Origin of the sequence: Paenibacillus solani (genome assembly GCF_050475945.1) — a bacterium.
Lineage (GTDB): Bacteria > Bacillota > Bacilli > Paenibacillales > Paenibacillaceae > Paenibacillus_AQ > Paenibacillus_AQ solani_A.
Genome location: NZ_JBCMXJ010000016.1, coordinates 131,759 through 153,603, shown reverse-complemented (window position 1 = coordinate 153,603; position 21,845 = coordinate 131,759). Strand labels below are relative to the sequence as shown.

Below are 21,845 nucleotides of genomic sequence, written 5' to 3'. Positions count from 1 at the left end.
CAAGATTTTGTAATCAGAAAAAAAGAGAGTACAATGATAGTGTGAAAATGGACTTATTATGGAGGTGCCGTTAGTGGCTATAACATGCGATGTAGCAATTCTTGGCGGGGGAACCGGTGGATATGTAGCAGCCATCCGCGCAGCCCAGCTTGGTAAAAATGTCGTCATCATTGAACAGGACAAACTGGGAGGAACCTGTCTGCACCGTGGGTGTATCCCAAGTAAATCTTTGCTGCGAAGCGCTGAGCTGTTTGCGGAAATGAAGGACAGTGAGAGCTATGGAATTGAGACGGACGGAGTCCGGTTATCTTTTGGCAAGGTACAGGAGCGTAAGAACGGCATTGTGGAAAAGCTGCATCAAGGCGTCCAATATTTAATGCGTAAAAATAAAATCACCGTGGTGGAAGGCAAAGGAAGAGTCATCGGCCCCTCCATCTTCTCACCTCGCAGCGGAGCAGTGGCGGTTGAGCTTCCGGATGGAGAGATGGAAACGGTGGTGCCTACACATCTGATCATTGCAACTGGTTCTCGTCCGCGTCATTTGCCGGGGCTTGAGCCGGATGGCATACATATTCTAACTAGCGATCATGCGCTTGAGCTTGAGGAGCTACCATCGTCGATCATCATTGTAGGAGGCGGCGTAATCGGAGTGGAGTGGGCCTCGATGCTGAATGATTTTGGCGTAAAGGTCACGCTCGTAGAGGCGGCCTCTCATCTGCTTCCGACAGAGGATGAAGACATCGGACATGAGCTGACCATGATGCTTACAGCCAGAGGCGTAGAAGTTATCACCAATATCAAACTTTTAGATGACAGCTGTACAATTCAGGATCAAAGCGTGTCCATCATGATCGAGCATAAGGAAGAATCAATCACATTGACGGCCGATAAGCTCCTTCTCTCTGTAGGAAGAGTTGGCAATACCGAGAATATCGGACTTGAAAATACAGATGTTCGCGTGACCAATGGTGTCATCGCAGTGAACGCAAACATGCAGACTACAGAGCCTCATATTTACGCCATCGGCGATTGCATTGGTGGTCTTCAGCTGGCTCACGCGGCTAGCCATGAAGGGATAACAGCTGTAAACCATCTTGCTAGTGAAAAGTCTGAAGCATTCCCAAGCGAATGGATTCCGCGCTGTATCTATACACGCCACGAGGTGGCAAGTGTCGGCTTGACAGAGAAACAGGCGAGAGAACGGGGACATGATATCAAAATTGGCAAGTTTCCATTTTCAGCAATCGGAAAAGCGTTGATTCATGGAACCAGGGAAGGGTTCGTCAAGGTCATTGCCGACCAGAAGACGCAGGATATCCTGGGCGTGCATATGATTGGACCACATGTCACCGAGTTGATCGGTGAAGCTGCATTGGCACAAGTGCTGGATGCCACGCCATGGGAAGTGGGAACTGCCGTACATGCGCATCCATCCTTGTCCGAAATTATCGGCGAAGCGATGCTTGCCGTGGACGGTCGTGCGATTGGTTTATAGGGGGAGAATATATCCTTTTGTGGAATCCCTCATTTCTTTTTGCCGAGAAAGGGATTATAATAATATTAAGCCAAGTCTTAGTACCAGGTTTTAATACTTGATCAAACACACCTCTAACTAATGGATAATTAACAGATCAAGTCTCAAGTCATGGCTCACATAAAGGAGGGATCTCCATGAAAGAACAAGAAACGGTTACAACAAACAACAATAGGCATGAGCAGCTTGGACTGACGGACGGACAAGTGCTAGACATGTACAAATATATGGTGCTGGCACGGAAATTCGATGAGCGCAACCTGCTGCTGCAGCGTGCGGGCAAAATTAATTTCCATGTGTCGGGTATCGGGCAGGAGACTTGTCAGGTTGCAGCGGCTTTTGCACTGGATCGGGAGAAGGACTACTTTTTGCCTTACTACCGCGATTACGGATTTGTGTTGGCAGTAGGGATGACGCCACGCGAATTGATGCTGTCGGCTTTTGCCAAGGCTGAAGATCCAAACAGCGGCGGACGACAGATGCCGGGGCACTTTGGTAGTAAACGACTGCGAATCGTAACGGGCTCCAGCCCAGTGACGACCCAGGTTCCGCATGCCGTAGGAATTGCGCTTGCAGCGAAGATGCAGAAGAAGGATTTTGTCTCTTTTGTAACGTTTGGAGAAGGCTCAAGCAATCAGGGTGATTTCCATGAAGGCTGCAATTTTGCGGGCGTTCACAAGCTCCCTGTTATTATCATGTGTGAGAATAACCAATATGCGATTTCTGTTCCTCTTCATAAGCAGATCAGCGGGAAAGTAAGCGACCGTGCTCTCGGGTATGGATTCCCGGGTGTTCGGGTAGACGGCAACGACGCGCTTGAAGTATATGCCGCCGTGAAGGAAGCCCGCGAACGGGCAGTCCGTGGAGAAGGCCCTACACTGATCGAATCCATGATGTACCGTTTGTCGCCGCATTCTACCTCAGATAACGATTTGGCCTATCGGACGAAGGAAGAAGTTGAAGAGAACTGGAAGAAGGACGGCGTCGCCCGTTTTAAGAACTATCTAATCGACTGCGGACTCTGGGACGAAACACGCGAACAGGACTTGATCGCACAATTAAACCTGGAGATCAAAGAAGCGACGGAATCTGCAGACTTGGCTCCGTTCCCTAAGCCTGAGGACACGCTTCTTCATGTATATGCCGATGATCAAGGAGGCGCGTAAAGATGGCAGTAATGGAATATATCGATGCAATTCGCCTAGCTATGAAGGAAGAGATGGAGCGTGACGAGTCTGTATTTGTGTTAGGTGAGGACGTTGGCGTCAAAGGCGGCGTGTTTACAACAACTAAGGGCTTGATGGATCAATTCGGCGAAATGCGGGTGCTGGATACGCCGCTCGCAGAATCAGCCATTGCCGGTGTAGCGATCGGTGCGGCAATGTACGGGATGAAACCAATCGCCGAGATGCAGTATTCGGACTTTATGTTTCCGGCTACCAATCAGATTATTAGCGAAGCTGCGAAGATTCGCTATCGTTCCAATAACGATTGGAGCTGTCCGGTCGTTATCCGCGCACCGATTGGCGGCGGCATATTCGGGGGCTTGTATCATTCCCAATGTCCAGAATCAGTATTCTTCGGTACACCTGGTCTGAAGATCGTAGCGCCGTACTCAGCCTACGATGCAAAGGGACTGCTTAAGGCTGCGATTCGTGATCCGGACCCTGTGTTGTTCTTTGAAAATAAAAAATGCTACAAGCTGATTACCGGCGATGTACCTGATGATGACTATGTTGTGCCGATTGGCAAAGCGAAGGTGCTTCGTGAAGGATCGGATATTACGGTGATCGGCTACAGCCTGCCGCTGCATTTTACAATGCAGGCTGCGGAAGAGCTCGAGAAGGAAGAAGGCATTACCACTCATGTACTCGATCTGCGAACGATTCAACCGCTTGACCGCGAAGCCATTATCGAAGCTGCCCGCGCAACGGGTAAGGTGCTGATCGTTCATGAAGATAATAAAACTGGCGGCGTAGGCGGGGAAGTATCCGCTATTATTGCCGAGAACTGTCTCTATGATTTGGATGCACCGATCATGCGCCTATGCGGCCCGGATGTGCCAGCCATGCCAATCAGTCCGCCGATGGAGAAGTTTTTTATGCTGAACAAGGACAAAGTCAAAGAATCCATGCGTCAATTGGCGCTTTATTAAGAACAAGGGAGTTGTGAGCATGTCCGAAAATCAAAAATTGACCGATGTTACGATGCCTCAGCTGGCAGAATCCCTTGTTTCGGCGACCATTGCGAAGTGGCTAAAGAAACCGGGAGATTCGATTGAGCAGTATGAGCCTATCTGTGAAGTAATAACCGATAAAGTCAACGCCGAAATTCCATCCACCTTGGATGGCGTCATGGGAGAAATCCTTGCCCAGGAGGGCCAGACCATCAATGTCGGTGAAGTGATTTGCCGCATTGCCGTTGGCTCCCTTCCTGAGACGAAGATTGAACAGCCAGCTGCAGCCCCGACTACTCAAGCTCAGCTAAATACCAGTGAAGACAGCTTTATGCGCTTCCGTTATTCTCCGGCTGTCCAGACGCTGGCTGCCGAGCATCAGGTTGACCTGGCGCGTGTGCAAGGGACCGGCATGGGCGGTAGAATTACCCGTAAAGATGTGCTGGCTTATATTGAAAAAGGGGGAGCCCAGGGCGCTTCAGCCGCAGCAGCACCAAGCCAGCGTGTGGATGCACCTAAACAATCGGTACAGCAGAGCTCCGCTTCACCGTTCAAAGGCCTCCAGCATCAGACACCAACGGAACCTTCGCCTCCGCTCGGCACAGCGATCCCTAATGTTCGCCATTCGGGACTGCATCTGACAGAATCGCCGAAGATTCCGACCATCGAAGTGGAAGGAATGGAAGGCGGCAGATCGGAATACTTCATCGATGTTACGCCGATGCGTAACGCCATAGCTAGAAACATGCGTCAAAGCGTGACGGAAATTCCGCATGCCTGGACGATGATTGAAGTCGATGTGACCAATATTGTGCTGCTGCGTAATCAGCTGAAGGATGAGTTCAAGCGCAAGGAAGGGGTAAACCTGACCTATCTGGCCTTCTTGCTGAAAGCAGTCGTGAATGCAATTAAAGATTATCCGATCATGAACTCGTTCTGGGCTGTTGATAAAATCGTGGTCAAACGTGATATCAATCTGTCATTGGCTGTCGGCACAGAAGACTCCGTATTGACACCGGTCATTCACCGTGCGGATCAGAAGAATATTGCCGGTTTAGCTAGAGAGATCGAAGAGCTTGCGCGCAAGACCCGTGAAGGCAAGCTGAAACTGGACGATATGCAGGGCGGTACCTTTACGGTGAACAATACAGGATCCTTCGGGTCGATTCTGTCCTATCCGATCATCAACTACCCGCAGGCCGCCATTCTGACCTTCGAATCCATCGTTAAAAAGCCGGTGGTCATCAATGACATGATCGCTGTTCGTTCGATGGCGAATCTTTGCTTATCTCTGGATCATCGGATTTTGGATGGGGTGATCTGCGGAAGATTCCTGCAGCGAGTAAAAGATAATCTGGAAGGTTATACGCTGGATACAAAGCTTTATTAAGCACAATCATTCCATACGGCGTATTTCTTGTGGAGGAAAGCTCACCACTAGTTGAAGAATCGGAACATGATGTCATTTCATATGAAGTCGATGTCAGTTACATTGAATGGTTTATGGGAACCCTGATGAAAGAAGGCGTTGTCGCATGAATAAACCCTTGGAAATAACGTATACGCCGATCGTCGATTATGGCTTGGCTTGGGAGCATCAGAAACAGCAGGTAACCGCTATTGATTCGGGGGAGTGTCATGAAAGATTGATGCTCCTCCAACATCCTCCAACTTATACGATAGGATCACAGCGTCATCCAGAGCACTTGTTGTTAAGCAAGGAGGAGTTGGAAAGACAAGGCATCGGCTTGTTTGAAATTGATCGTGGCGGGGATATTACATATCATGGACCTGGGCAGCTTGTAGGGTATCCGCTCTTATTGCTGGATGGCGGTAAAAATCTGGATCTGCACGGCTACCTTCGCGATGTAGAGCAGGTTATTATCGATTATTTAGCCTCCTACAATATCGAAGCAGATCGAAAACCTGAGTATACCGGAGTGTGGGTTGGAGATTTGAAAATATGCGCCATTGGGGTCAAATTCAATAAATGCCGGCAGCATCGCGGATTTGTAACGAGCCATGGCTTTGCTTTTAATATTAAATCGGGAATCGCAGAAGCCGGCTTCTCAGGAATTATACCTTGCGGGATACAAGAATATGGAGTGACCTCATTGGAGGATTGTACAGGGCGCACTTTTGAGGTAGAGGAAGTAGCCCGGGAGATCGTCCCTTTCTTCACCCGGGTATTTCCATATGAAGCTCATTGGTTGTAACTCGTTGTTCTGGGAACGTTAGGTGTTAACGAAGGAATAAAGGCTCAAGTATAACGAGAAGCGTTGATCCGACCATGGCAATCAGCATGAGATAAATCACAATTCGAAACCACTTTTTACGTTGCATTGTGTAACTCCTTTAAAATAGGTTTAATGATGAACAGGCATGCTGCATTCATTACATGAGATATGGATATAAAGACATTGTATCGTATCTGCGAAAGAGAGGGAAGTCCAGTGATCTCAGAAGAACGTATCATCCAAGAATTCATGGAATTGGTTCAGGTCGATAGCGAAACCAAGCATGAACAAGAAATCTCGAAAGTTCTCAAACATAAATTCTCCGAACTTGGCTTTGACATCATCGAAGATGATGCGAAGGAGCATACCGGGCACGGAGCGGGTAATTTGATTATTACATGGAAAGCGGATCAATCGGCAGAGCAAGCTCCTAAGCTGCTCTTTACTTGTCATATGGATACCGTAACACCTGGAAAAAGCATTAAACCGAGTTTAGGCGCAGACGGATGGATTCGAAGCGATGGCACAACTATACTCGGGGCTGATGATAAGGCAGGCATTGCAGCTTTGCTGGAAGGAATCCGGGTCATTCAGGAGAACAACATCCCGCATGGACAGATCCAGTTTGTAATTACAGTTGGGGAGGAGTCGGGTCTCGTAGGAGCTCGGTCACTTAACCCGGATCATCTGGATGCAGATCTTGGTTTTGCCTTGGATTCGAACGGAGAGTTAGGCTCTATTGCTGTTGCTGCTCCGACCCAAGCCAAAATTCAAATGATCATCAAAGGGAAGTCCGCCCATGCAGGTGTAAACCCGGAGGATGGCATCAGCGCGATCCAAGTCGCATCCAAAGCGATTGCCAAAATGAAGCTGGGACGTATCGATAAGGAAACTACAGCCAATATCGGCAAGTTCCAAGGTGGAGGAGCAACCAACATTGTCTGTGACTATGTTCAGATTGATGCCGAAGCGCGCAGTATCGTTCAAGAAAAAGTAGAAAAGCAAGTGAACGATATGCGGGAAGCTCTGGAAACCACGGTTCGTGAATATAGTGCCAATTGTGAGTTTATCAGTGAAGTCGTATACCCGGCCTTTAGCTTCAATGAACATGATGAGGTTGTCCAGCTTGCGCAGCGTGCTATAGGCGGATTAGGTTTGCCAACGCGTACATTCCATTCCGGAGGCGGCAGTGATGCCAATATTTTTAATGGACTCGGGATACCAACAGTTAATCTGGCCATCGGATATCAGGATATTCATACCACACAGGAGCGCATTCAAGCTTCAGATTTAGTTAAGGCAGCGCAGATCGTGGTAGGCATTATTCAAGAGACAGCGAAAGCTTAGTATATTGTGATTCAATGTAAAGCCCGTTGCAGATGATCCATTCTGCTACGGGCTTATTTATAATTGATCATATTAATTTAAGATGGACTTGGGCTTAGAGTTTTCGATCCTGTCTTGTGCAGGCGACCAGATCGTACGCCAGTTAGTGCTCTCCACGATATGCAGGGCAGTATTAACATTGTTCATATGAGATTTGATCTCTTGGCTTGCAGATGCAGAAGTGTATTGTGCTTCCAAACGAGAGGAGAGGGAGATCAAGGTCGTTTGCAAATAGCAAGCAGCTTCGCCAAATCGTGTCTCCTCATGTAGAGGATCAGCCAATCTGAGCTGTTCGAACAAGGAGGCGGCTTCATGATATTTTCTGTGTATATACAAATTCTCAGCGGCGATAAAACATAGTTTCTTGCTGAAAGTGTCTCGACCATCCAGAGGCAGTGCCTCAAGCTGGCCCATTTTTGAGATCGCAAGATCTCTGTACCCTTCATAATAAAGAAAACAGATCAGAGCATAATAAGCAGAGGTGTCCTGCTCAGGAAGGAGAGCTTCTGCTATAGGGACCATATTAAGCGATACGGCCATGCGAGCCAGCTCCAAGGCCTCTGACTTGAAGATAAACCTATCGGGGATTGAATCTGCCAAAGACCATTTGCATAGTTTCCCGATTCTGGACAGCTGAATCGCTTCGGATGTTCTTGCATTAGGTCGTTTGATGGGATCGCCATGATGCTCGTGGAGGTAATGGTCGATGAACTGCAAAGCTTCAGCGATTTGACCCGTCATAACCATACTGGCAGCATTCTGGATGCAGCTATCGGAATATATGCGCTTTTGTTTGGCGAAACATAGAGAAGCATAGCGATATGCTCCAATATAGAACATCGATTTGCCAACCATGCTTGGTGCCGTATTATAGTTCCTGGTTTCGTCCAGGAGCCGTTCGCATATCAGTTGATCGGGCATTCCTTTCATGAGCAGGAGTGCGGCCCACTGATTTAATGCCTCTTGAGCGTATGTACCGGAATGCTGCACGACAATTCTGAAAGCTTCCTCCGATTTAGCAAATAATCGCATGCGCATGCTTAATAACCCGTACTCGAGCCAGCTTGGGTCCACTTCCTTCCATTCCCGGCTTTCTATGTCGGTGGAAGTAGTATGTGCGGCTGCCTTGAAGCTCTCCAAAGCCTGTTCAAGATAACCGCGTCTTTTGTACCATTTACCGCGCTCATAATGGTTTGAAGGCGGATTGGCTATAGGTCCGGTTTCAATAATTGGTATATTTCGCATCACGAAGCCTCCCAATGATATAACACCTATATAGGAGCAAAGGTCATGGACTTTGATCAAAAAAAAAGAAAAAAGTCGAAAAAAGAGTCTAAAGACCTAATTTATTACTCTTTTTTTCGTGAAAATCACTTCCGTTTTTTGTAAGTATATCCTTAACCATCGTTCCGGGTCCCCATTGCTGCTGCCACTGCTTTAACATGATTCGAATCTGCCATGCCTGTCCTACCATATGTATCGAGTTCTCCCCTTTATAGCTTTTCATCTGGCGCTTCCTTCTTTCTTGGAAATTTTGATATAATACACCTTATGCAATAGCATGGTCAGTCATACCGTTTTTAAACAAAGGAGGTCATGATATGAGCGATTTCGGTAGTAATAACCGAGAAGCTTCGGATAAATTGCTGGAAGAAACCACGGTTTCCACCCAATCTATTTTTAAAGGAAATATCATTTCTTTACAGGTAGACACGGTTAAACTGCCCAATGGACAAGAAGCAACCCGTGAAGTGGTTAGGCATCCGGGGGCTGTAGCAGTGCTGGCTATAAAAGGCGATAAGATGCTAGCGGTGAATCAATATCGTCAACCGCTTGGACGCTGCGAGGTCGAAATACCTGCAGGCAAGCTCGAACCAGGCGAAGATCCACTGGAAGCCGCCAAGCGTGAACTGCAGGAAGAGACGGGTTATACATGTGGGTCGATCCGTAAACTTCACTCCTTCTATACGTCGCCTGGCTTTGCAGATGAAATCATTCACTTGTATTTAGCAGAGGATCTGATCAGTGGAGATATGAATCCGGATGAGGATGAATTTATCGAAATGATGGAGATCACGCTTGAAGAAGCGTATTCACTCATACAAGCAGAGCGAATCAGTGATGCGAAAACCATTCTTGCTGTTTACGCTTGGGATATGTATATCCTGAAAGGAAAGATCTAATATGCCGCAATCCAAGAAGAATGTGTCTCCCGCCGGAATTCAATCCTATTACTGTGACATGCACATTCATATTGGACGGGCAGGTAACGGTCAAGCTGTGAAAATAAGCGCAAGCAACAACTTGACCTTTGAGAACATCGCCGTTGAGGCTTCAAAGCGGAAGGGTATCCAGATGATCGGCATTATCGATTGCCATTCTCCTTCGGTCCAGGAAGATATTCTGAAGTGTTTGGAGGGCGGCTCCATGCGAGAAGTAGAGGGCGGCGGCATTGCGTATCAAGATACGGTGATACTGCTCGGAAGCGAGATCGAGATTCGTGAAAGCGGACGTGGTGCAGCCCATGTACTGGCATTTTTCCCTGATCTTCGCACCATTCAGGAGTTTTCTGTTTGGATGGCAAAATATATGAAAAACATACAGCTCAGTTCTCAACGCATTTATGTATCGCCACGCGAACTGCAGCAGGAAATTACGGATCGAGGAGGACTGCTGATACCTGCGCATGTATTCACTCCGCACAAAGGCTTGTACGGCAATATGGCTGATCGCATGAGCGAAGTCTTCAACCTGAACGAAATTGCTGGAATCGAACTTGGGCTTAGTGCGGATTCCTCAATGGCGGGACGGATCAGCGAACTGGACGCTTACTCGTTCTTAACCAATTCGGATGCCCATTCACTTGGTAAGATCGGCAGGGAATACAACCGGATTGACATGGCAGAGCCATCATTTTCTGAATTTCGCAAAGCGCTAGCGATGAAGGAAGGCCGCAGAATCAGTGCAAATTACGGTCTTAATCCCCGGTTAGGGAAATATCACCGCACCTTCTGCAATGGATGTGATAGTGTCCTGGATGAAGGAAGCGATATTCATGAATTGGTCAGATGTCCGTACTGCGGAAGCACAAAGCTGGTTCAAGGTGTATTTGACCGGATTTTGAACATTGCTGACCGCCCAGAACCTATCGTTCCGGAAAGCCGACCGGCGTATTACTATCAGGTTCCGCTAGAGTTCATCCCTGGTCTCGGAAAGTCCTCCATGTCGAAGCTGCTTGACGCCTTCGGTACCGAAATGAATATCCTTCATCAGGCTACGGAAGCCGAGCTGGCGGCCGTTGCCGGCGAGGGGCTCGCGGCAAGCATCGTGATGGCCCGGAATGGGACACTGCCCTTATCAGCTGGAGGCGGAGGCTCTTACGGGAAGGTGCTCCAGTAAAATCGGGTCAACTCTCTCAACCAAGAGTCATACAAGGCTTACGATTGTCATAAAGTAGAGTAGAGACACCAGAAAGGAGACTCTATTCTATGCAATCATTCCGCCAAGCTTTTAAAGATCAGACCATGCTTTATGTGTTCGTAGGCGTCTTGTTTTTGGTAGGTGTCCTGTTTGGAGCACTGATGGTCAATGCCCTTTCTTTGGAGCAGCAGCAAGATATGGCCCGTTATTTAAACCACTTTTTTGTCAATGTCCAGGATAGTGGAAACACAATGGGTTCGTCTTCTTACTGGAGTATCGCAGCCCTACACCTGAAATGGATCGGTTTGATATGGATTCTGGGATTGTCCGTGATCGGGCTTCCGGGAATATTGATATTGGATTTTTTAAAAGGGGTTCTCATCGGGTTTACCGTCGGTTATCTGATTGGCCAGTATTCATGGAAAGGCCTGCTGTTCGCTCTGGTATCGATTGCCCCGCAAAATTTGTTTGTCATACCTGTGCTTATGATGTGCAGCGTGGCAGCGATCACGTTCTCGCTATATATTATAAGGGATCGATTTATCATGAATCGCGGCAGCAGCATGACCAAGCCTTTTGCATCGTATGCCATGTTGACTTTCATTATGGTCCTGCTCACACTCGGAGTTGCTTCATTTGAAACTTGGGTAACACCCGTCATGATGCGCTGGGTCACCCCAGTGTTGCTATAATCCGAGAATTTTTCCATATAGCAAAACCGTTTGACTTTGTTTGTCAAATCCCCCTATAATGAAGGAAGTGAACAATAACGTGCAGTGATTTCCAAGGGGGAGGGAAACGATGGAAGCGCGGATCGACAAAATTAAACAGCAGCTACAATCCCAAGGATACAAACTAACGCCCCAACGGGAAGCCACGGTAAGCGTATTGTTGGAGAATGAAGACGACCACCTTAGCGCAGAGGATGTTTTTATGCTCGTGAAAGAAAAGGCTCCGGAGATCGGTCTGGCAACCGTTTACCGTACCCTAGAGCTGCTCAGTGAGCTTCATGTTGTAGAGAAGATAAATTTTGGCGATGGTGTTGCCCGCTATGACTTGCGGACGGATACGTCGAAGCATCATCATCATCATTTAATATGTACTCAATGTGGAAGCATGGATGAGATTCGCGAGGATTGGCTTGGTCCTTTGGAAGAGCGGTTGGAGAGAGAATTCAACTTTACCGTTCATGACCATCGGCTTGATTTCCACGGCATATGCTACCGTTGCAAAGAGAAGGGCAAGAACGACCAGGACAATTAATAATCTTATACCCATTAACAACCCGCAGTGATAACCATCACGGCAAGCCCTCTACGGCGTAAGCCGGGAGGGTTTTTTAGATGGTATCAATCCATGCTACGTCCCAAAAGACGTTTTTTTATTATTCTCAGCATCTTTCAGAGGAACCATCATCAATGGCACTGAACAGGGAACATCATAATCCGGCAGCTTGTATCATAAGCTTTATTTGATATGACATCGATGGCGATGGCCCATTTACGGTGATCATTCAATGATGAAAGAGAGGCGCTGCCCGTGATTATTTCGATTCGAAAAATAGGTTCCCTGATCCGCTTCATTTCGGTTTTTGCTGTTCTGACCATGTTCTTTTACATTGTATTGGGATGGGTAGGAGATTGGATGACGCCAGTTGATCCGTACCGTACACCTACCGGACAAGCGATTAAAGCGTTTCGACCTGAAAGCACGATGGATTCCCGTTATTCGCCAGCTGAACGTCTGCGTCTGTATTATTGGTATGGGGAGTAATATGGTTAGGGACGCAAGGAAATAGGAGCATGAACAATTATGAAGCAATATCTGCACGATTATACGACTTATTTAGAAGACGAGAAGAGACTTTCTCGAAATACGATTGAATCCTACCGGGCTGATATTGCCGGATTCATCGCGTATGCGGAGGAGAAGGGAATAACCGGCCCGCATGAAGTGAATCGAACCACACTGGGACTGTATATGGGTAGACTCAAACAGCAAGGCCGGGCGGCCTCCAGCCTGCTTCGAAACACTGCTTCTCTGCATTCCTTCTTTCAATACTTGGTTCGGCAATCTGTGATCTCCCAAGATCCGACCCAGCTGATCGACCGTCCAAAGCCCGAACGGAAGGACCCGAAGGCTCTGACGATAGAACAGGTGGACAAACTGCTGTCTGCACCGGATTCCGGTACACCCATAGGGGCAAGAGACAAGGCGATGCTTGAACTGTTATACGCCTCAGGTATCAAGGTTTCGGAATTGGTGAATCTCAATACGCATGATATAAATATTGAGATGCGGTTCTTACGCTGTGCCTCCGCCGGAGGGAAAGAGCGGGTTCTTCCGATTACGCAGATTGCTGCCAGGAGCATGGCTGATTATTTGCCTAATATGAGGGAACAGCTGGTAAAGGATACCGAAGAGGAAGCATTATTTCTGAATTCCTTGGGTACTCGCTTGACAAGGCAAGGATTCTGGAAAATTATTAAAAAGTATGGCAAGCAGGCTGGAATTGAGGAGGAAATTACGCCGCATACGCTCCGCCATTCGTTTGCCATTCATCTGCTTCAGAACGGCGCTGATTTACGCTCGGTTCAGGAAATGCTGGGGCATTCGGCCTTATCCACAACCAGCATGTATCAGCCTGCAAAGAAAAGCATGAAGGAAGTATACGATCATCATCATCCTAGAGCTTAAAGCGGTTGTCTTTGGAGTACTATAACTTAATCTCAGTTAGGAGAGGTATGAATTATGAGTACAGTTCAACAGCATATTAAGGAAGCTGCAGCATACATACGCGAACAGAAGGGCGTCGAACCTGAAGTTGGTCTGATTTTGGGTTCAGGTCTCGGTGTATTGGCTGAATTGATTCAAAATCCGGTATCCATCCCGTATACAGACATTCCCCATTTTCCGGTATCGACTGTAGAAGGCCATGATGGGGAGCTGCTGCTTGGAACGATTCACGACCGACCTGTCGTTCTGATGAAAGGCCGTTTCCACATGTACGAAGGCTATGGCCCGGAAGTAACCGCCTTTCCGGTGCGGGTCATGAAAGAGCTGGGAGTGAAAAGTCTGCTGGTTACGAATGCTGCAGGCGGAATCAACACCTCGTATGAGCCTGGTGACCTGATGCTGATCTCTGATCATTTGAATATGACCGGCACCAACCCGTTGATCGGCCCAAATGAGCCGGAGCTCGGCGTCCGGTTTCCGGACATGTCTCAAGCTTACAGCCGGAAGCTGCGTCAATTGGCAAAAGAGGTGGCCGTGAGCCAAAATGTTGTCCTAAGAGAAGGGGTTTATGCTGGCTTGCTGGGACCAACCTATGAAACACCAGCTGAGATCGTCATGCTGCGCACACTCGGTGCGGATGCGGTAGGCATGTCAACGGTCTCGGAAGTCATTGTTGCAAGACATGCGGGTCTCGAGGTGCTGGGCATCTCATGCATCAGCAACATGGCAGCAGGGATATTGGATCAGCCGCTCTCCCATGATGAAGTTATGGAAACGGCTGAGAAGGTTCGGGCGAAATTCCTCGACCTTGTCATGGCTATTATTCCAAAAATGTAACTAAGTCCTATAAAGAGGCTGAGCTTTTTGCAGATAAAAGTATCTGCAAAAAGCTCAGCCTCTTTTTCATATCTCAAGGTTAAATGTCACAGAACTTTTCGTGATAAGCTGGAATAATTTGTTTTCATCCTGACGACAATGAATAGCAGACCCGTACTTATCGGGATGCCATGATTACGAATGTCAGGAGGGGACAGAAAGTGAAAAAAGCAATAATCGCTGGATTTCTCGTACTGTTGATGGGATGGTCCAGTGCAGTGGTACCCGCTTATGCAGAAGAGCAGAGTAAGGGCGGCGGAGGTTTGAACCAAGGGGAACTGGCCCCAAGCGCGCGTTCCGCCATATTACTGGATGCGGACACCGGGACCATTATTTATGAGAAGAACAGCCATGATAAGCTGCCTCCGGCTAGCATCACCAAGATCATGACGATGCTGCTCATCATGGAAGCGGTTGATGAAGGGCACCTGAAGCTTACGGATAAGGTACAGGCTAGTGAATATGCAGCCTCTATGGGCGGATCCCAGATTTTCCTTGAGCCTGGCGAAGAAATGACCGTGGATGAAATGCTCAAGGGTATTGCCATGGCATCGGGAAATGATGCTTCTGTGGCAATGGCAGAGAAAATTGCCGGCTCAGAAGAAGGCTTCGTCAAGATGATGAATGACAAGGCAGCCGAGCTTGGAATGAAAGATACGCATTTTGTAAATTGCAACGGACTTCCCGCAGAGAATCATTATACTTCCGCCCACGACATTGCAGTCATGAGCCGGGAACTGCTGAAATATGAAAAGATTACCGATTATACGGGCATCTATCAAGATTATTTGCGCAAAGACTCAGAGAAACCGTTCTGGCTGGTCAATACGAACAAGCTGGTCCGTTTCTATTCAGGTGCCGACGGGCTGAAAACCGGGTATACGTCGGAGGCTAAATTCTGTTTGTCCGCAACAGCTAAGCGGGACGGATTGCGTACGGTAGCCGTAGTCATGGGAGCTCCAGATACCAAGACACGGAACCAGGAAGTGTCCCGGATGTTTGATTATGCCTTTGCCCAGTATACGATGCGCTCTATTTATAAGCCGGGTGAAGTGCTCGGCATTGTAAAAGTGCAAAAGGGAAGGGAGCCGCAGATTTCGATCCAAGCGGAAAAAGATTACAGCGTCCTTGTCAAGAAGGGGGTAAAAGACCCTGATATCCGTCATGAGATTCAGATGGAAACCAATGTAAAGGCGCCTGTATCTGTAGGACAGGTCGTTGGCAAATTAAACGTTTATCAAGGAGATCGCTTGGTGAAAGAGTTCGAGTTGACTTCTCCTGTCGAGGTAAAGAAGGCCGGCTTCTGGAAACTGTTTAAACGGACAACAGGCAAGTTGTTTCATGTAGATTCATAGGAGTTTTCTTCTAGTTTTGTCATGATGCAGGAATGTCTTTTCTCTATGTAGAAATCCTTGTTCATGTCAGGGAGGAGAGTGAGCAAACATGAATCTGCACGTTGATATGGAGCATCACAGACATGTTCTGATCGTCCGTCTATCCGGGGAACTGGATCATCATACGGCCGATCATGTCCGGATGCAGCTGGATGAGGCTATTCAGAGACGTCAAACCGAGCATTTGGTGCTGAGCTTAAAGGAATTGGACTTTATGGACAGCTCGGGTCTTGGGGTCATTCTGGGACGCTATAAATTCATTAAGCAAAAGGGCGGAAAGATGGCGGTGTGCGATGTCAAGCCGCAGGTGTACCGCTTGCTTGAAATGTCGGGATTGTTCAAAATTATGCCGATATATGAGAACGAGGGTACGGCGCTCTCGGGTATGGAGGTCGTGTCATGAGTGAGGGAAAAGCACAGCATAATTTTATGACTCTGCAGTTTGCCGCAAAGTCGGAGAACGAATCCTTTGCCCGTGTCGCTGTGGCTGCATTCATCTCCCAGTTGGATCCGAATATGGATGAGCTGAGTGATCTGAAGACGGTGGTCTCTGAAGCGGTCACGAACAGTATCATTCACGGCTATGACAGCAATCCGGACGGAGTTGTCAAGATAGAAGCCTCCATAGACAAGGATATTATTACGCTGTGCGTTGAAGACTCCGGAAGAGGCATTGAGGATCTGGAAATGGCCAAGCAGCCGCTATATACTTCAAAGCCAGAGCTCGAACGATCCGGCATGGGATTCACCATCATGGAAAATTTCATGGATGAATTTGAAGTGATCAGCGAACCAGGAAGCGGTACGTCGATCAAAATGAAAAAGAGGATCGAATCTAAGAAAGCTTTATATAATTAGGGGTTGGACAAATGGATGCCGATGTGAAAAAAACTTCGCAGACTTATTTGGACGACGCGGAGGTCAAACGACTCATTGCACTTAGCCAAAGCGGGGATAATGTCGCCCGGGATACGCTCGTCAACTGTAATATTCGTCTTGTCTGGTCAGTCGTTCAGCGGTTTATGAACCGGGGGTATGAGCCTGATGATCTGTTTCAAATCGGCTGCATCGGTCTTCTCAAATCCGTGGACAAGTTCGATCTCAGTTATGACGTTAAGTTCTCTACTTATGCCGTACCGATGATCATCGGAGAAATTCAGCGCTTTTTAAGGGATGACGGGACGCTCAAGGTCAGTCGGTCGCTTAAGGAAATGGCCAACAAGGTCAGAAAGAAGCGGGACGAGCTGTCCAAACAGCTTGATCGGCTTCCAACGATAAAAGAGGTGGCAGAAGAGCTTGGAGTAACGCCTGAAGAAGTTGTGTTTGCCCAAGAGGCGAATAAACCGCCAACCTCCATTCATGAAACCGTATTTGAAAATGACGGAGATCCTATCACACTAATGGATCAGATTGCCGATGACTCGCAGGAGCGATGGTTCGACAAACTGGCTTTGAATGAAGCGATAGGGGGTCTGACTGAACGGGAGCGGCTCATCGTTTATTTGAGGTATTACCGTGATCAGACGCAATCGGAAGTTGCCAGCCGTTTAGGTATATCACAGGTTCAGGTATCACGACTCGAGAAAAAAATATTGCAGAGTATTCGCAATGAAATCGCGCAGTAACCTGGACCTTCAACAATCGAATAATTTGCTCGAATCAGCGCCGTCCTTAGGGACGGCGCTTTTATTGATACTGAAGTACCTTGGGCCATCCTAGGATTATCAAAGAAAAGTACGGATTAATCCGAGTAGAAACGGAAGGCTTTTCCCATACTAACGGTAATTTAGCAGTAAAGGAGTGTTTCGGATGAAGATTAATCCCACTCCGACGGTGTTTTTGCAGCTGCGAAGCCGCATACGGTTACCCAAAGACCAGACCGTCAAACTCGGTGATGTCGCCTTCATCGTCTGTGAGCCCGAATGGGAGAGTAGGCTTAGAGCCATGCCGCTAACGCAACCGAAGGATATGGATGGCAACCGGCTTGTCATGGATCTGATTCAAATCATTCCCAAGATCAAAGCATTGATTCCCGGCGTTCATATTGAAACGATGGGCAACCATCACACGCTGGTCGAGCTTGTTGGTCCTGACAGCAAACGCTCGAAATTGTGGTTTCCACTCATATGGCTGCTTTTGTTTTTCGGTTCTGCGCTTACCATCATGAACTTTCATGCCGATGTCAACATGCTTGAGGTACATATCCGGATTGTTGAGATGGTGACAGGGGAAAGAGATGAACATCCGTATTTGTTCCAAATTGCGTATTCCCTTGGCCTCGGATTCGGAATGACGGTGTTCTTCAATCATTTGTTCAAGAAGAAATGGAATGAAGAGCCGACTCCGCTTGAAGTGGAGATGTATCTGTATCAGGAAAATCTGGATCAGTTCGTCGTTGCCGAAGAATATCGCAAAATGAACGGCAGTGCCAATACAAAAGGTACCAAACGATGACCTTGTCCATTCTTCAGGGGATTTTCATTTGCCTGCTCGGTGTCGCGGGAGGTATTGCGGTCGGAGGTGGAGTGATAGCACTTATCATTGTGCTGGACATCATTCCGAGACTATCCCAGCTGACGGCTACCTATGGGCGGGTACATTGGTATGAGGGTGCATTGATCGCAGGTTCTTTCATTGGGACGGTGGCCGATTTCTGGAAATGGTCCATACCGCTTGGACCGATGGTGAGTACTGTAATCGGATTGATGTGCGGCATATTTATCGGTATGCTGGCAGCTGCGCTAACGGAAGTATTGAATGTATTACCGATCCTGGCCAAGCGGCTCCGCTTGACAGGTTATTTATTTGGTCTTCTTATGGCCATGGTGGCAGGAAAGGTAGCAGGCTCTTTGTTCGACTGGTTTGTTTACAACAAGTGATTGTCATGGCTAGGAGGCAGCTTATGGACGACAAAACAATGCATAATGGTGAACTCGAAACCGGGATACCCGTGATCCCTCCATCGGAAATTAAAGCGTTGGAGGAAGAGGCGCTGAAGGAGAAGAGGGAGTCCGAAACATCCGACAGTACAGAGGAATCGGTCCTATATTGGCAGCAAAACGACCATATTCCCGCAAAATTGAGTGTCCTGAAAGAAACTCTTAAAGAGGTGATCGGCCTAGGAGTATCGTTTGATGTGGTATTTCGTGAAATGAACTTTGCTGGCAGAAATGCGGGGCTGCTGTTCTTAAACGGGTTCACCAATGACGATATACTGACGGAGATTTTAACCAGGCTAACGTACTTGAAACCGGAGGACGTTAGTAATCAACAAGTGCTGACCGAGATGATGACCAAGTACATTCCCCATGTTCAGGTGGAGCGGGATACAAGGCTTAGTAAGATAATCAATGAAGTACTCTCCGGCTTGTGCGCGCTATTCATAGAGGATGCGCACTCCGCCATTCTATTGGATGCCAGGAAATATCCGGTTCGCGGGCTCGAAGAACCTGATGTGGAACGTGTCGTCCGCGGTGCCAGGGATGGTTTTACGGAGACGCTTGTTACCAACGTGAACCTGGTGCGCAGGCGGGTTCGCGATCCGGGACTGCATATAGAGATTTTGAAAGTGGGAAGGCGGACAAGGACGGACGTCGGTCTCGTCTTCGTTGACGACATAGTCGATCATATTCAGGTTGAAGCGATTCGTGCGAAAATTCAGGAAGTGGATTTGGAAGGACTCCCTCTCGGTGACAAGCAGTTGGAGGAAGCTATTGTGAATAAAGGCTGGCATCCCTATCCACTGGTAAGATATTCGGAGCGGCCCGATGTGGTATCTTCGCATCTGTTGGAAGGCCGAATCGTAATCATGGTAGACACCTCGCCAAGCGTGATGATCATGCCATCCACTTTCCTGGACCTCTGTCAACATGCCGAGGAGAATCGCCAAACGCCATTTATGGGGACATACTTGCGCTGGATTCGTTTTATAGGCATTTTTGCCTCGATGTTCCTTCTCCCGCTATGGATGCTGTTGGTGGTCCATCCTGAGTTAAAGCCACCGGGACTTGATATTATCGGTCCCCATCAGAATGGGAAGATACCCATTATTCTGCAGTTTATGATCGTGGAGTTCGGTGTCGACCTGCTCCGGCTGGCGGCCGTTCATACACCGACCCCTCTTGCGTCGGCAATGGGGTTGATTGCTGCCATTCTGGTTGGTGACATCGCCGTCAAGACTGGATTATTCGTGAATGAGGTCGTATTGTATATGGCGGTTGCCACCATCGGAATGTATGCGACTCCAAGCTATGAGCTGGGACTTGCCAATCGAATGGTCAGGCTGCTCCTTCTGATAGCTACTGCATTATTCGGAGTGAAGGGTTTTGTCATCGGGACAACGCTTTTGATTCTGCTTCTGACGACTCACCGTTCCTATAACTCGTCTTATTTGTGGCCCTTTATACCGTTTAGTGCAAAAGCGATGGGCGAGATATTATTCCGTAAACCACTGCTTATGTCGAGAAAACGTCCGGCTCTGAACAAGACTCGAGACAATACCAAAATGGGGTCTGATATGAATCCGAGACGCGAGCATTAACAATAACACAAAAGTTGTGTTGAAAAATCCATTTTGATTACGTTCCGTTGTCTGCTATACTGTGAACAATTATTCGATTACTTTAATTTGAATCAATGGATCGGAGGAATTGTAAGCATGTTTTTACACGGGACGAGCAAGATTAACGATCAGGGGCATTTAGAGATTGGTGGGTGTGACACCACCAGCTTGAAAGCTCAGTACGGAACACCACTTTATATTATAGACGAGCAGTCGGTTCGAAACCGTTGCCAGGAATACATTAATGCCTTCAAAGCCTCTGGGTTGAAGTTTCAAGTCGCTTACGCGAGCAAGGCATTTTGCGTCATGGCAATGTGCCGTTTGGCCGAAGAGGAAGGCATGTCACTTGACGTTGTTTCTGATGGAGAACTGTACACAGCACTCGAGGTGGGTTTTCCGGCAGACCGAATTCATTTTCACGGAAACAATAAAACGCCGGAAGAAATCGAAATGGCGCTGGATGCTGATATTGGCTGTTTCGTTGTAGATAACTTGGTTGAGCTCCATACACTTCAATTCATTGCTGCTGAGAAGAATAAAAAGGTTAATGTTCTTCTTCGCGTGACACCAGGCGTCGAAGCCCATACGCATGAATATATTTCAACAGGTCAGACCGATTCAAAATTTGGCTTTGATATCGGAAATGGCTCGGCTTATGAGGCTGTGAAGCTTGCAGATACTCAAGCGAATATTCATCTTCTGGGCATTCACTCCCATATCGGTTCACAAATATTTGAAGTGGATGGATTCCAAATGGCGGTTCAGCGCGTTGCTGAATTTGCCGCTTCTGTAAAAGAAGGATTGAACATTGTATTCAAGGTAGTTAATTTGGGCGGTGGTTTTGGTATCCGCTATGTGGAGGGGGATACGCCCCTTCATGTTTCTGAATATGTAAAAGCGATTACGGATGCGGTAAAGGTTCACTTTGCCGACCTGGGCTCAGAGCTTCCCGAAATTTGGGTGGAGCCAGGCCGCAGTATCGTAGGAGAAGCAGGAACCACGCTCTATACGGTGGGCACAAGCAAGGATATTCCCGGCGTACGTAAATATGTAGCTGTTGACGGCGGAATGACGGACAACCCGCGTCCTGCATTGTATGAGTCGAAATATGAAGCGCTGCTCGCTAACCGGGCTCAGGAGAAGCCGGAAGAAACGGTGTCCATTGCGGGCAAGTGCTGTGAGAGCGGAGACATGCTGATTTGGGATTTGGAGCTGCCAAAGGTGACAGCAGGCGATCTTCTAGCCGTAACCTGCACGGGCGCATACAACTATTCCATGGCCAGCAATTACAACCGAATCCGCAAGCCAGCTGTCGTATTCGTTAAGGACGGACAGAGCAAATTGGTCGTGCGCCGTGAATCGCTTGCAGACATCATCAGCCACGATGTCGTGCCAGCGAACACTGCGAAAGAAACCGTAACAAGTTAACCGCGTCATCAGATAAACCTCATCAGAGGGCCCACCCACGCCTCCGGCAGGGACTGGGCTCTTTGGCCTGTTTTTTGCGTTGATTATATCCTAAAGA

Annotated in this window: 24 protein-coding genes; 21 read left to right on the top strand and 3 right to left on the bottom strand. The window is 47.9% G+C overall.

Features of this window, described 5'->3' with window-relative positions:
* The first annotated feature begins 73 nt into the window (after positions 1–73).
* The 5 genes from lpdA to lipB all read left to right on the top strand — a co-directional run bounded on the left by lpdA (position 74) and on the right by lipB (position 5,926).
* Entirely contained in the window at positions 74–1,495 is a 1,422-nt protein-coding gene (lpdA, locus tag ABEQ74_RS19345) for a dihydrolipoyl dehydrogenase (RefSeq protein WP_430123771.1), read from the top strand.
* Between the two features lie 176 nt (positions 1,496–1,671).
* Positions 1,672–2,700, top strand: coding sequence for a thiamine pyrophosphate-dependent dehydrogenase E1 component subunit alpha (locus ABEQ74_RS19340; RefSeq protein ID WP_430123770.1), 1,029 nt, complete (start codon positions 1,672–1,674; stop codon positions 2,698–2,700).
* A gap of 2 nt (positions 2,701–2,702) precedes the next feature.
* On the top strand, positions 2,703–3,689 hold the full coding sequence (locus ABEQ74_RS19335) for an alpha-ketoacid dehydrogenase subunit beta (protein ID WP_430123768.1): 987 nt from the start codon (positions 2,703–2,705) through the stop codon (positions 3,687–3,689).
* Positions 3,690–3,708: 19 nt separating this feature from the next.
* Entirely contained in the window at positions 3,709–5,100 is a 1,392-nt protein-coding gene (locus tag ABEQ74_RS19330) for a dihydrolipoamide acetyltransferase family protein (protein WP_430123767.1), read from the top strand.
* A 145-nt stretch (positions 5,101–5,245) separates the two neighbouring features.
* A complete protein-coding gene (gene lipB, locus ABEQ74_RS19325) occupies positions 5,246–5,926 on the top strand; it encodes a lipoyl(octanoyl) transferase LipB (protein WP_430123766.1) in 681 nt (226 codons plus the stop codon).
* A gap of 25 nt (positions 5,927–5,951) precedes the next feature.
* Here the strand turns inward: lipB and prli42 are convergent, their stop codons facing one another.
* Positions 5,952–6,053, bottom strand: a complete 102-nt coding sequence (gene prli42, locus ABEQ74_RS19320) for a stressosome-associated protein Prli42 (protein ID WP_015734477.1) — start codon at positions 6,051–6,053, stop codon at positions 5,952–5,954.
* A 110-nt stretch (positions 6,054–6,163) separates the two neighbouring features.
* On the opposite strand from prli42, the gene ABEQ74_RS19315 reads away from it, so the two are divergent.
* Positions 6,164–7,294, top strand: coding sequence for a tripeptidase T (locus ABEQ74_RS19315; protein ID WP_430123765.1), 1,131 nt, complete (start codon positions 6,164–6,166; stop codon positions 7,292–7,294).
* Between the two features lie 72 nt (positions 7,295–7,366).
* On the opposite strand, the gene ABEQ74_RS19310 is transcribed toward ABEQ74_RS19315, so the two are convergent.
* Complete coding sequence (locus tag ABEQ74_RS19310; protein ID WP_430123764.1) at positions 7,367–8,578, bottom strand: tetratricopeptide repeat protein; 1,212 nt, start codon at positions 8,576–8,578, stop codon at positions 7,367–7,369.
* Between the two features lie 88 nt (positions 8,579–8,666).
* Positions 8,667–8,840 carry a Z-ring formation inhibitor MciZ gene (gene mciZ / locus ABEQ74_RS19305; RefSeq protein ID WP_430123763.1) on the bottom strand — a complete coding sequence of 58 codons (174 nt, stop codon included), beginning with the start codon at positions 8,838–8,840 and terminating at the stop codon, positions 8,667–8,669.
* Positions 8,841–8,934: 94 nt separating this feature from the next.
* On the opposite strand from mciZ, the gene ABEQ74_RS19300 reads away from it, so the two are divergent.
* From ABEQ74_RS19300 to lysA, 15 genes are all read left to right on the top strand, one after another.
* Positions 8,935–9,516, top strand: coding sequence for an NUDIX domain-containing protein (locus ABEQ74_RS19300; protein WP_430123762.1), 582 nt, complete (start codon positions 8,935–8,937; stop codon positions 9,514–9,516).
* Between the two features lies 1 nt (position 9,517).
* Complete coding sequence (locus ABEQ74_RS19295) at positions 9,518–10,732, top strand: endonuclease Q family protein (protein WP_430123761.1); 1,215 nt, start codon at positions 9,518–9,520, stop codon at positions 10,730–10,732.
* Positions 10,733–10,821: 89 nt separating this feature from the next.
* Positions 10,822–11,445: a stage II sporulation protein M gene (spoIIM, locus tag ABEQ74_RS19290; RefSeq protein ID WP_430123760.1), complete on the top strand. Its 624-nt coding sequence runs from the start codon at positions 10,822–10,824 to the stop codon at positions 11,443–11,445.
* A 109-nt stretch (positions 11,446–11,554) separates the two neighbouring features.
* Complete coding sequence (locus tag ABEQ74_RS19285) at positions 11,555–12,016, top strand: Fur family transcriptional regulator (protein ID WP_430123759.1); 462 nt, start codon at positions 11,555–11,557, stop codon at positions 12,014–12,016.
* Positions 12,017–12,292: 276 nt separating this feature from the next.
* Complete coding sequence (locus ABEQ74_RS19280) at positions 12,293–12,526, top strand: YqzK family protein (RefSeq protein WP_430123758.1); 234 nt, start codon at positions 12,293–12,295, stop codon at positions 12,524–12,526.
* Positions 12,527–12,565: 39 nt separating this feature from the next.
* Complete coding sequence (gene xerD, locus ABEQ74_RS19275) at positions 12,566–13,450, top strand: site-specific tyrosine recombinase XerD (RefSeq protein WP_430123756.1); 885 nt, start codon at positions 12,566–12,568, stop codon at positions 13,448–13,450.
* A gap of 54 nt (positions 13,451–13,504) precedes the next feature.
* Positions 13,505–14,326, top strand: a complete 822-nt coding sequence (locus ABEQ74_RS19270) for a purine-nucleoside phosphorylase (protein ID WP_430123755.1) — start codon at positions 13,505–13,507, stop codon at positions 14,324–14,326.
* A 200-nt stretch (positions 14,327–14,526) separates the two neighbouring features.
* Positions 14,527–15,720: a D-alanyl-D-alanine carboxypeptidase family protein gene (locus ABEQ74_RS19265; RefSeq protein ID WP_430123754.1), complete on the top strand. Its 1,194-nt coding sequence runs from the start codon at positions 14,527–14,529 to the stop codon at positions 15,718–15,720.
* Positions 15,721–15,808: 88 nt separating this feature from the next.
* Positions 15,809–16,162 carry an anti-sigma F factor antagonist gene (gene spoIIAA, locus ABEQ74_RS19260; RefSeq protein WP_430123753.1) on the top strand — a complete coding sequence of 118 codons (354 nt, stop codon included), beginning with the start codon at positions 15,809–15,811 and terminating at the stop codon, positions 16,160–16,162.
* On the top strand, positions 16,159–16,617 hold the full coding sequence (gene spoIIAB, locus ABEQ74_RS19255) for an anti-sigma F factor (RefSeq protein WP_054401627.1): 459 nt from the start codon (positions 16,159–16,161) through the stop codon (positions 16,615–16,617). The genes spoIIAA and spoIIAB overlap by 4 nt, the downstream gene beginning before the upstream one ends.
* Before the next feature lie 11 nt (positions 16,618–16,628).
* Positions 16,629–17,384 (top strand): RNA polymerase sporulation sigma factor SigF, encoded by a 756-nt coding sequence (sigF, locus tag ABEQ74_RS19250; RefSeq protein ID WP_053488823.1) that lies wholly within the window; start codon positions 16,629–16,631, stop codon positions 17,382–17,384.
* A 184-nt stretch (positions 17,385–17,568) separates the two neighbouring features.
* On the top strand, positions 17,569–18,213 hold the full coding sequence (locus tag ABEQ74_RS19245; RefSeq protein WP_430123752.1) for a stage V sporulation protein AA: 645 nt from the start codon (positions 17,569–17,571) through the stop codon (positions 18,211–18,213).
* Positions 18,210–18,638: a stage V sporulation protein AB gene (locus ABEQ74_RS19240; protein WP_430123751.1), complete on the top strand. Its 429-nt coding sequence runs from the start codon at positions 18,210–18,212 to the stop codon at positions 18,636–18,638. Before ABEQ74_RS19245 ends, ABEQ74_RS19240 begins: the two co-directional genes overlap by 4 nt.
* 23 nt (positions 18,639–18,661) lie before the next feature.
* Entirely contained in the window at positions 18,662–20,299 is a 1,638-nt protein-coding gene (locus tag ABEQ74_RS19235; protein ID WP_430123749.1) for a spore germination protein, read from the top strand.
* Between the two features lie 117 nt (positions 20,300–20,416).
* Positions 20,417–21,748, top strand: a complete 1,332-nt coding sequence (lysA, locus tag ABEQ74_RS19230; RefSeq protein WP_430123748.1) for a diaminopimelate decarboxylase — start codon at positions 20,417–20,419, stop codon at positions 21,746–21,748.
* Positions 21,749–21,845 lie beyond the last annotated feature (97 nt).

Coding starts and splice junctions, on each gene's coding strand:
- ABEQ74_RS19245 (WP_430123752.1), top strand. CDS start 17,569: ATGAAGATTAATCCCACTCCGACGGTGTTTTTGCAGCTGCGAAGCCGC.
- ABEQ74_RS19335 (WP_430123768.1), top strand. CDS start 2,703: ATGGCAGTAATGGAATATATCGATGCAATTCGCCTAGCTATGAAGGAA.
- lipB (WP_430123766.1), top strand. CDS start 5,246: ATGAATAAACCCTTGGAAATAACGTATACGCCGATCGTCGATTATGGC.
- ABEQ74_RS19330 (WP_430123767.1), top strand. CDS start 3,709: ATGTCCGAAAATCAAAAATTGACCGATGTTACGATGCCTCAGCTGGCA.
- mciZ (WP_430123763.1), bottom strand. CDS start 8,840: ATGAAAAGCTATAAAGGGGAGAACTCGATACATATGGTAGGACAGGCA.
- sigF (WP_053488823.1), top strand. CDS start 16,629: ATGGATGCCGATGTGAAAAAAACTTCGCAGACTTATTTGGACGACGCG.
- prli42 (WP_015734477.1), bottom strand. CDS start 6,053: ATGCAACGTAAAAAGTGGTTTCGAATTGTGATTTATCTCATGCTGATT.
- ABEQ74_RS19310 (WP_430123764.1), bottom strand. CDS start 8,578: ATGCGAAATATACCAATTATTGAAACCGGACCTATAGCCAATCCGCCT.
- ABEQ74_RS19270 (WP_430123755.1), top strand. CDS start 13,505: ATGAGTACAGTTCAACAGCATATTAAGGAAGCTGCAGCATACATACGC.
- xerD (WP_430123756.1), top strand. CDS start 12,566: ATGAAGCAATATCTGCACGATTATACGACTTATTTAGAAGACGAGAAG.
- ABEQ74_RS19285 (WP_430123759.1), top strand. CDS start 11,555: ATGGAAGCGCGGATCGACAAAATTAAACAGCAGCTACAATCCCAAGGA.
- ABEQ74_RS19300 (WP_430123762.1), top strand. CDS start 8,935: ATGAGCGATTTCGGTAGTAATAACCGAGAAGCTTCGGATAAATTGCTG.
- spoIIM (WP_430123760.1), top strand. CDS start 10,822: ATGCAATCATTCCGCCAAGCTTTTAAAGATCAGACCATGCTTTATGTG.
- ABEQ74_RS19340 (WP_430123770.1), top strand. CDS start 1,672: ATGAAAGAACAAGAAACGGTTACAACAAACAACAATAGGCATGAGCAG.
- spoIIAB (WP_054401627.1), top strand. CDS start 16,159: ATGAGTGAGGGAAAAGCACAGCATAATTTTATGACTCTGCAGTTTGCC.
- lysA (WP_430123748.1), top strand. CDS start 20,417: ATGTTTTTACACGGGACGAGCAAGATTAACGATCAGGGGCATTTAGAG.
- ABEQ74_RS19240 (WP_430123751.1), top strand. CDS start 18,210: ATGACCTTGTCCATTCTTCAGGGGATTTTCATTTGCCTGCTCGGTGTC.
- ABEQ74_RS19235 (WP_430123749.1), top strand. CDS start 18,662: ATGGACGACAAAACAATGCATAATGGTGAACTCGAAACCGGGATACCC.
- spoIIAA (WP_430123753.1), top strand. CDS start 15,809: ATGAATCTGCACGTTGATATGGAGCATCACAGACATGTTCTGATCGTC.
- ABEQ74_RS19295 (WP_430123761.1), top strand. CDS start 9,518: ATGCCGCAATCCAAGAAGAATGTGTCTCCCGCCGGAATTCAATCCTAT.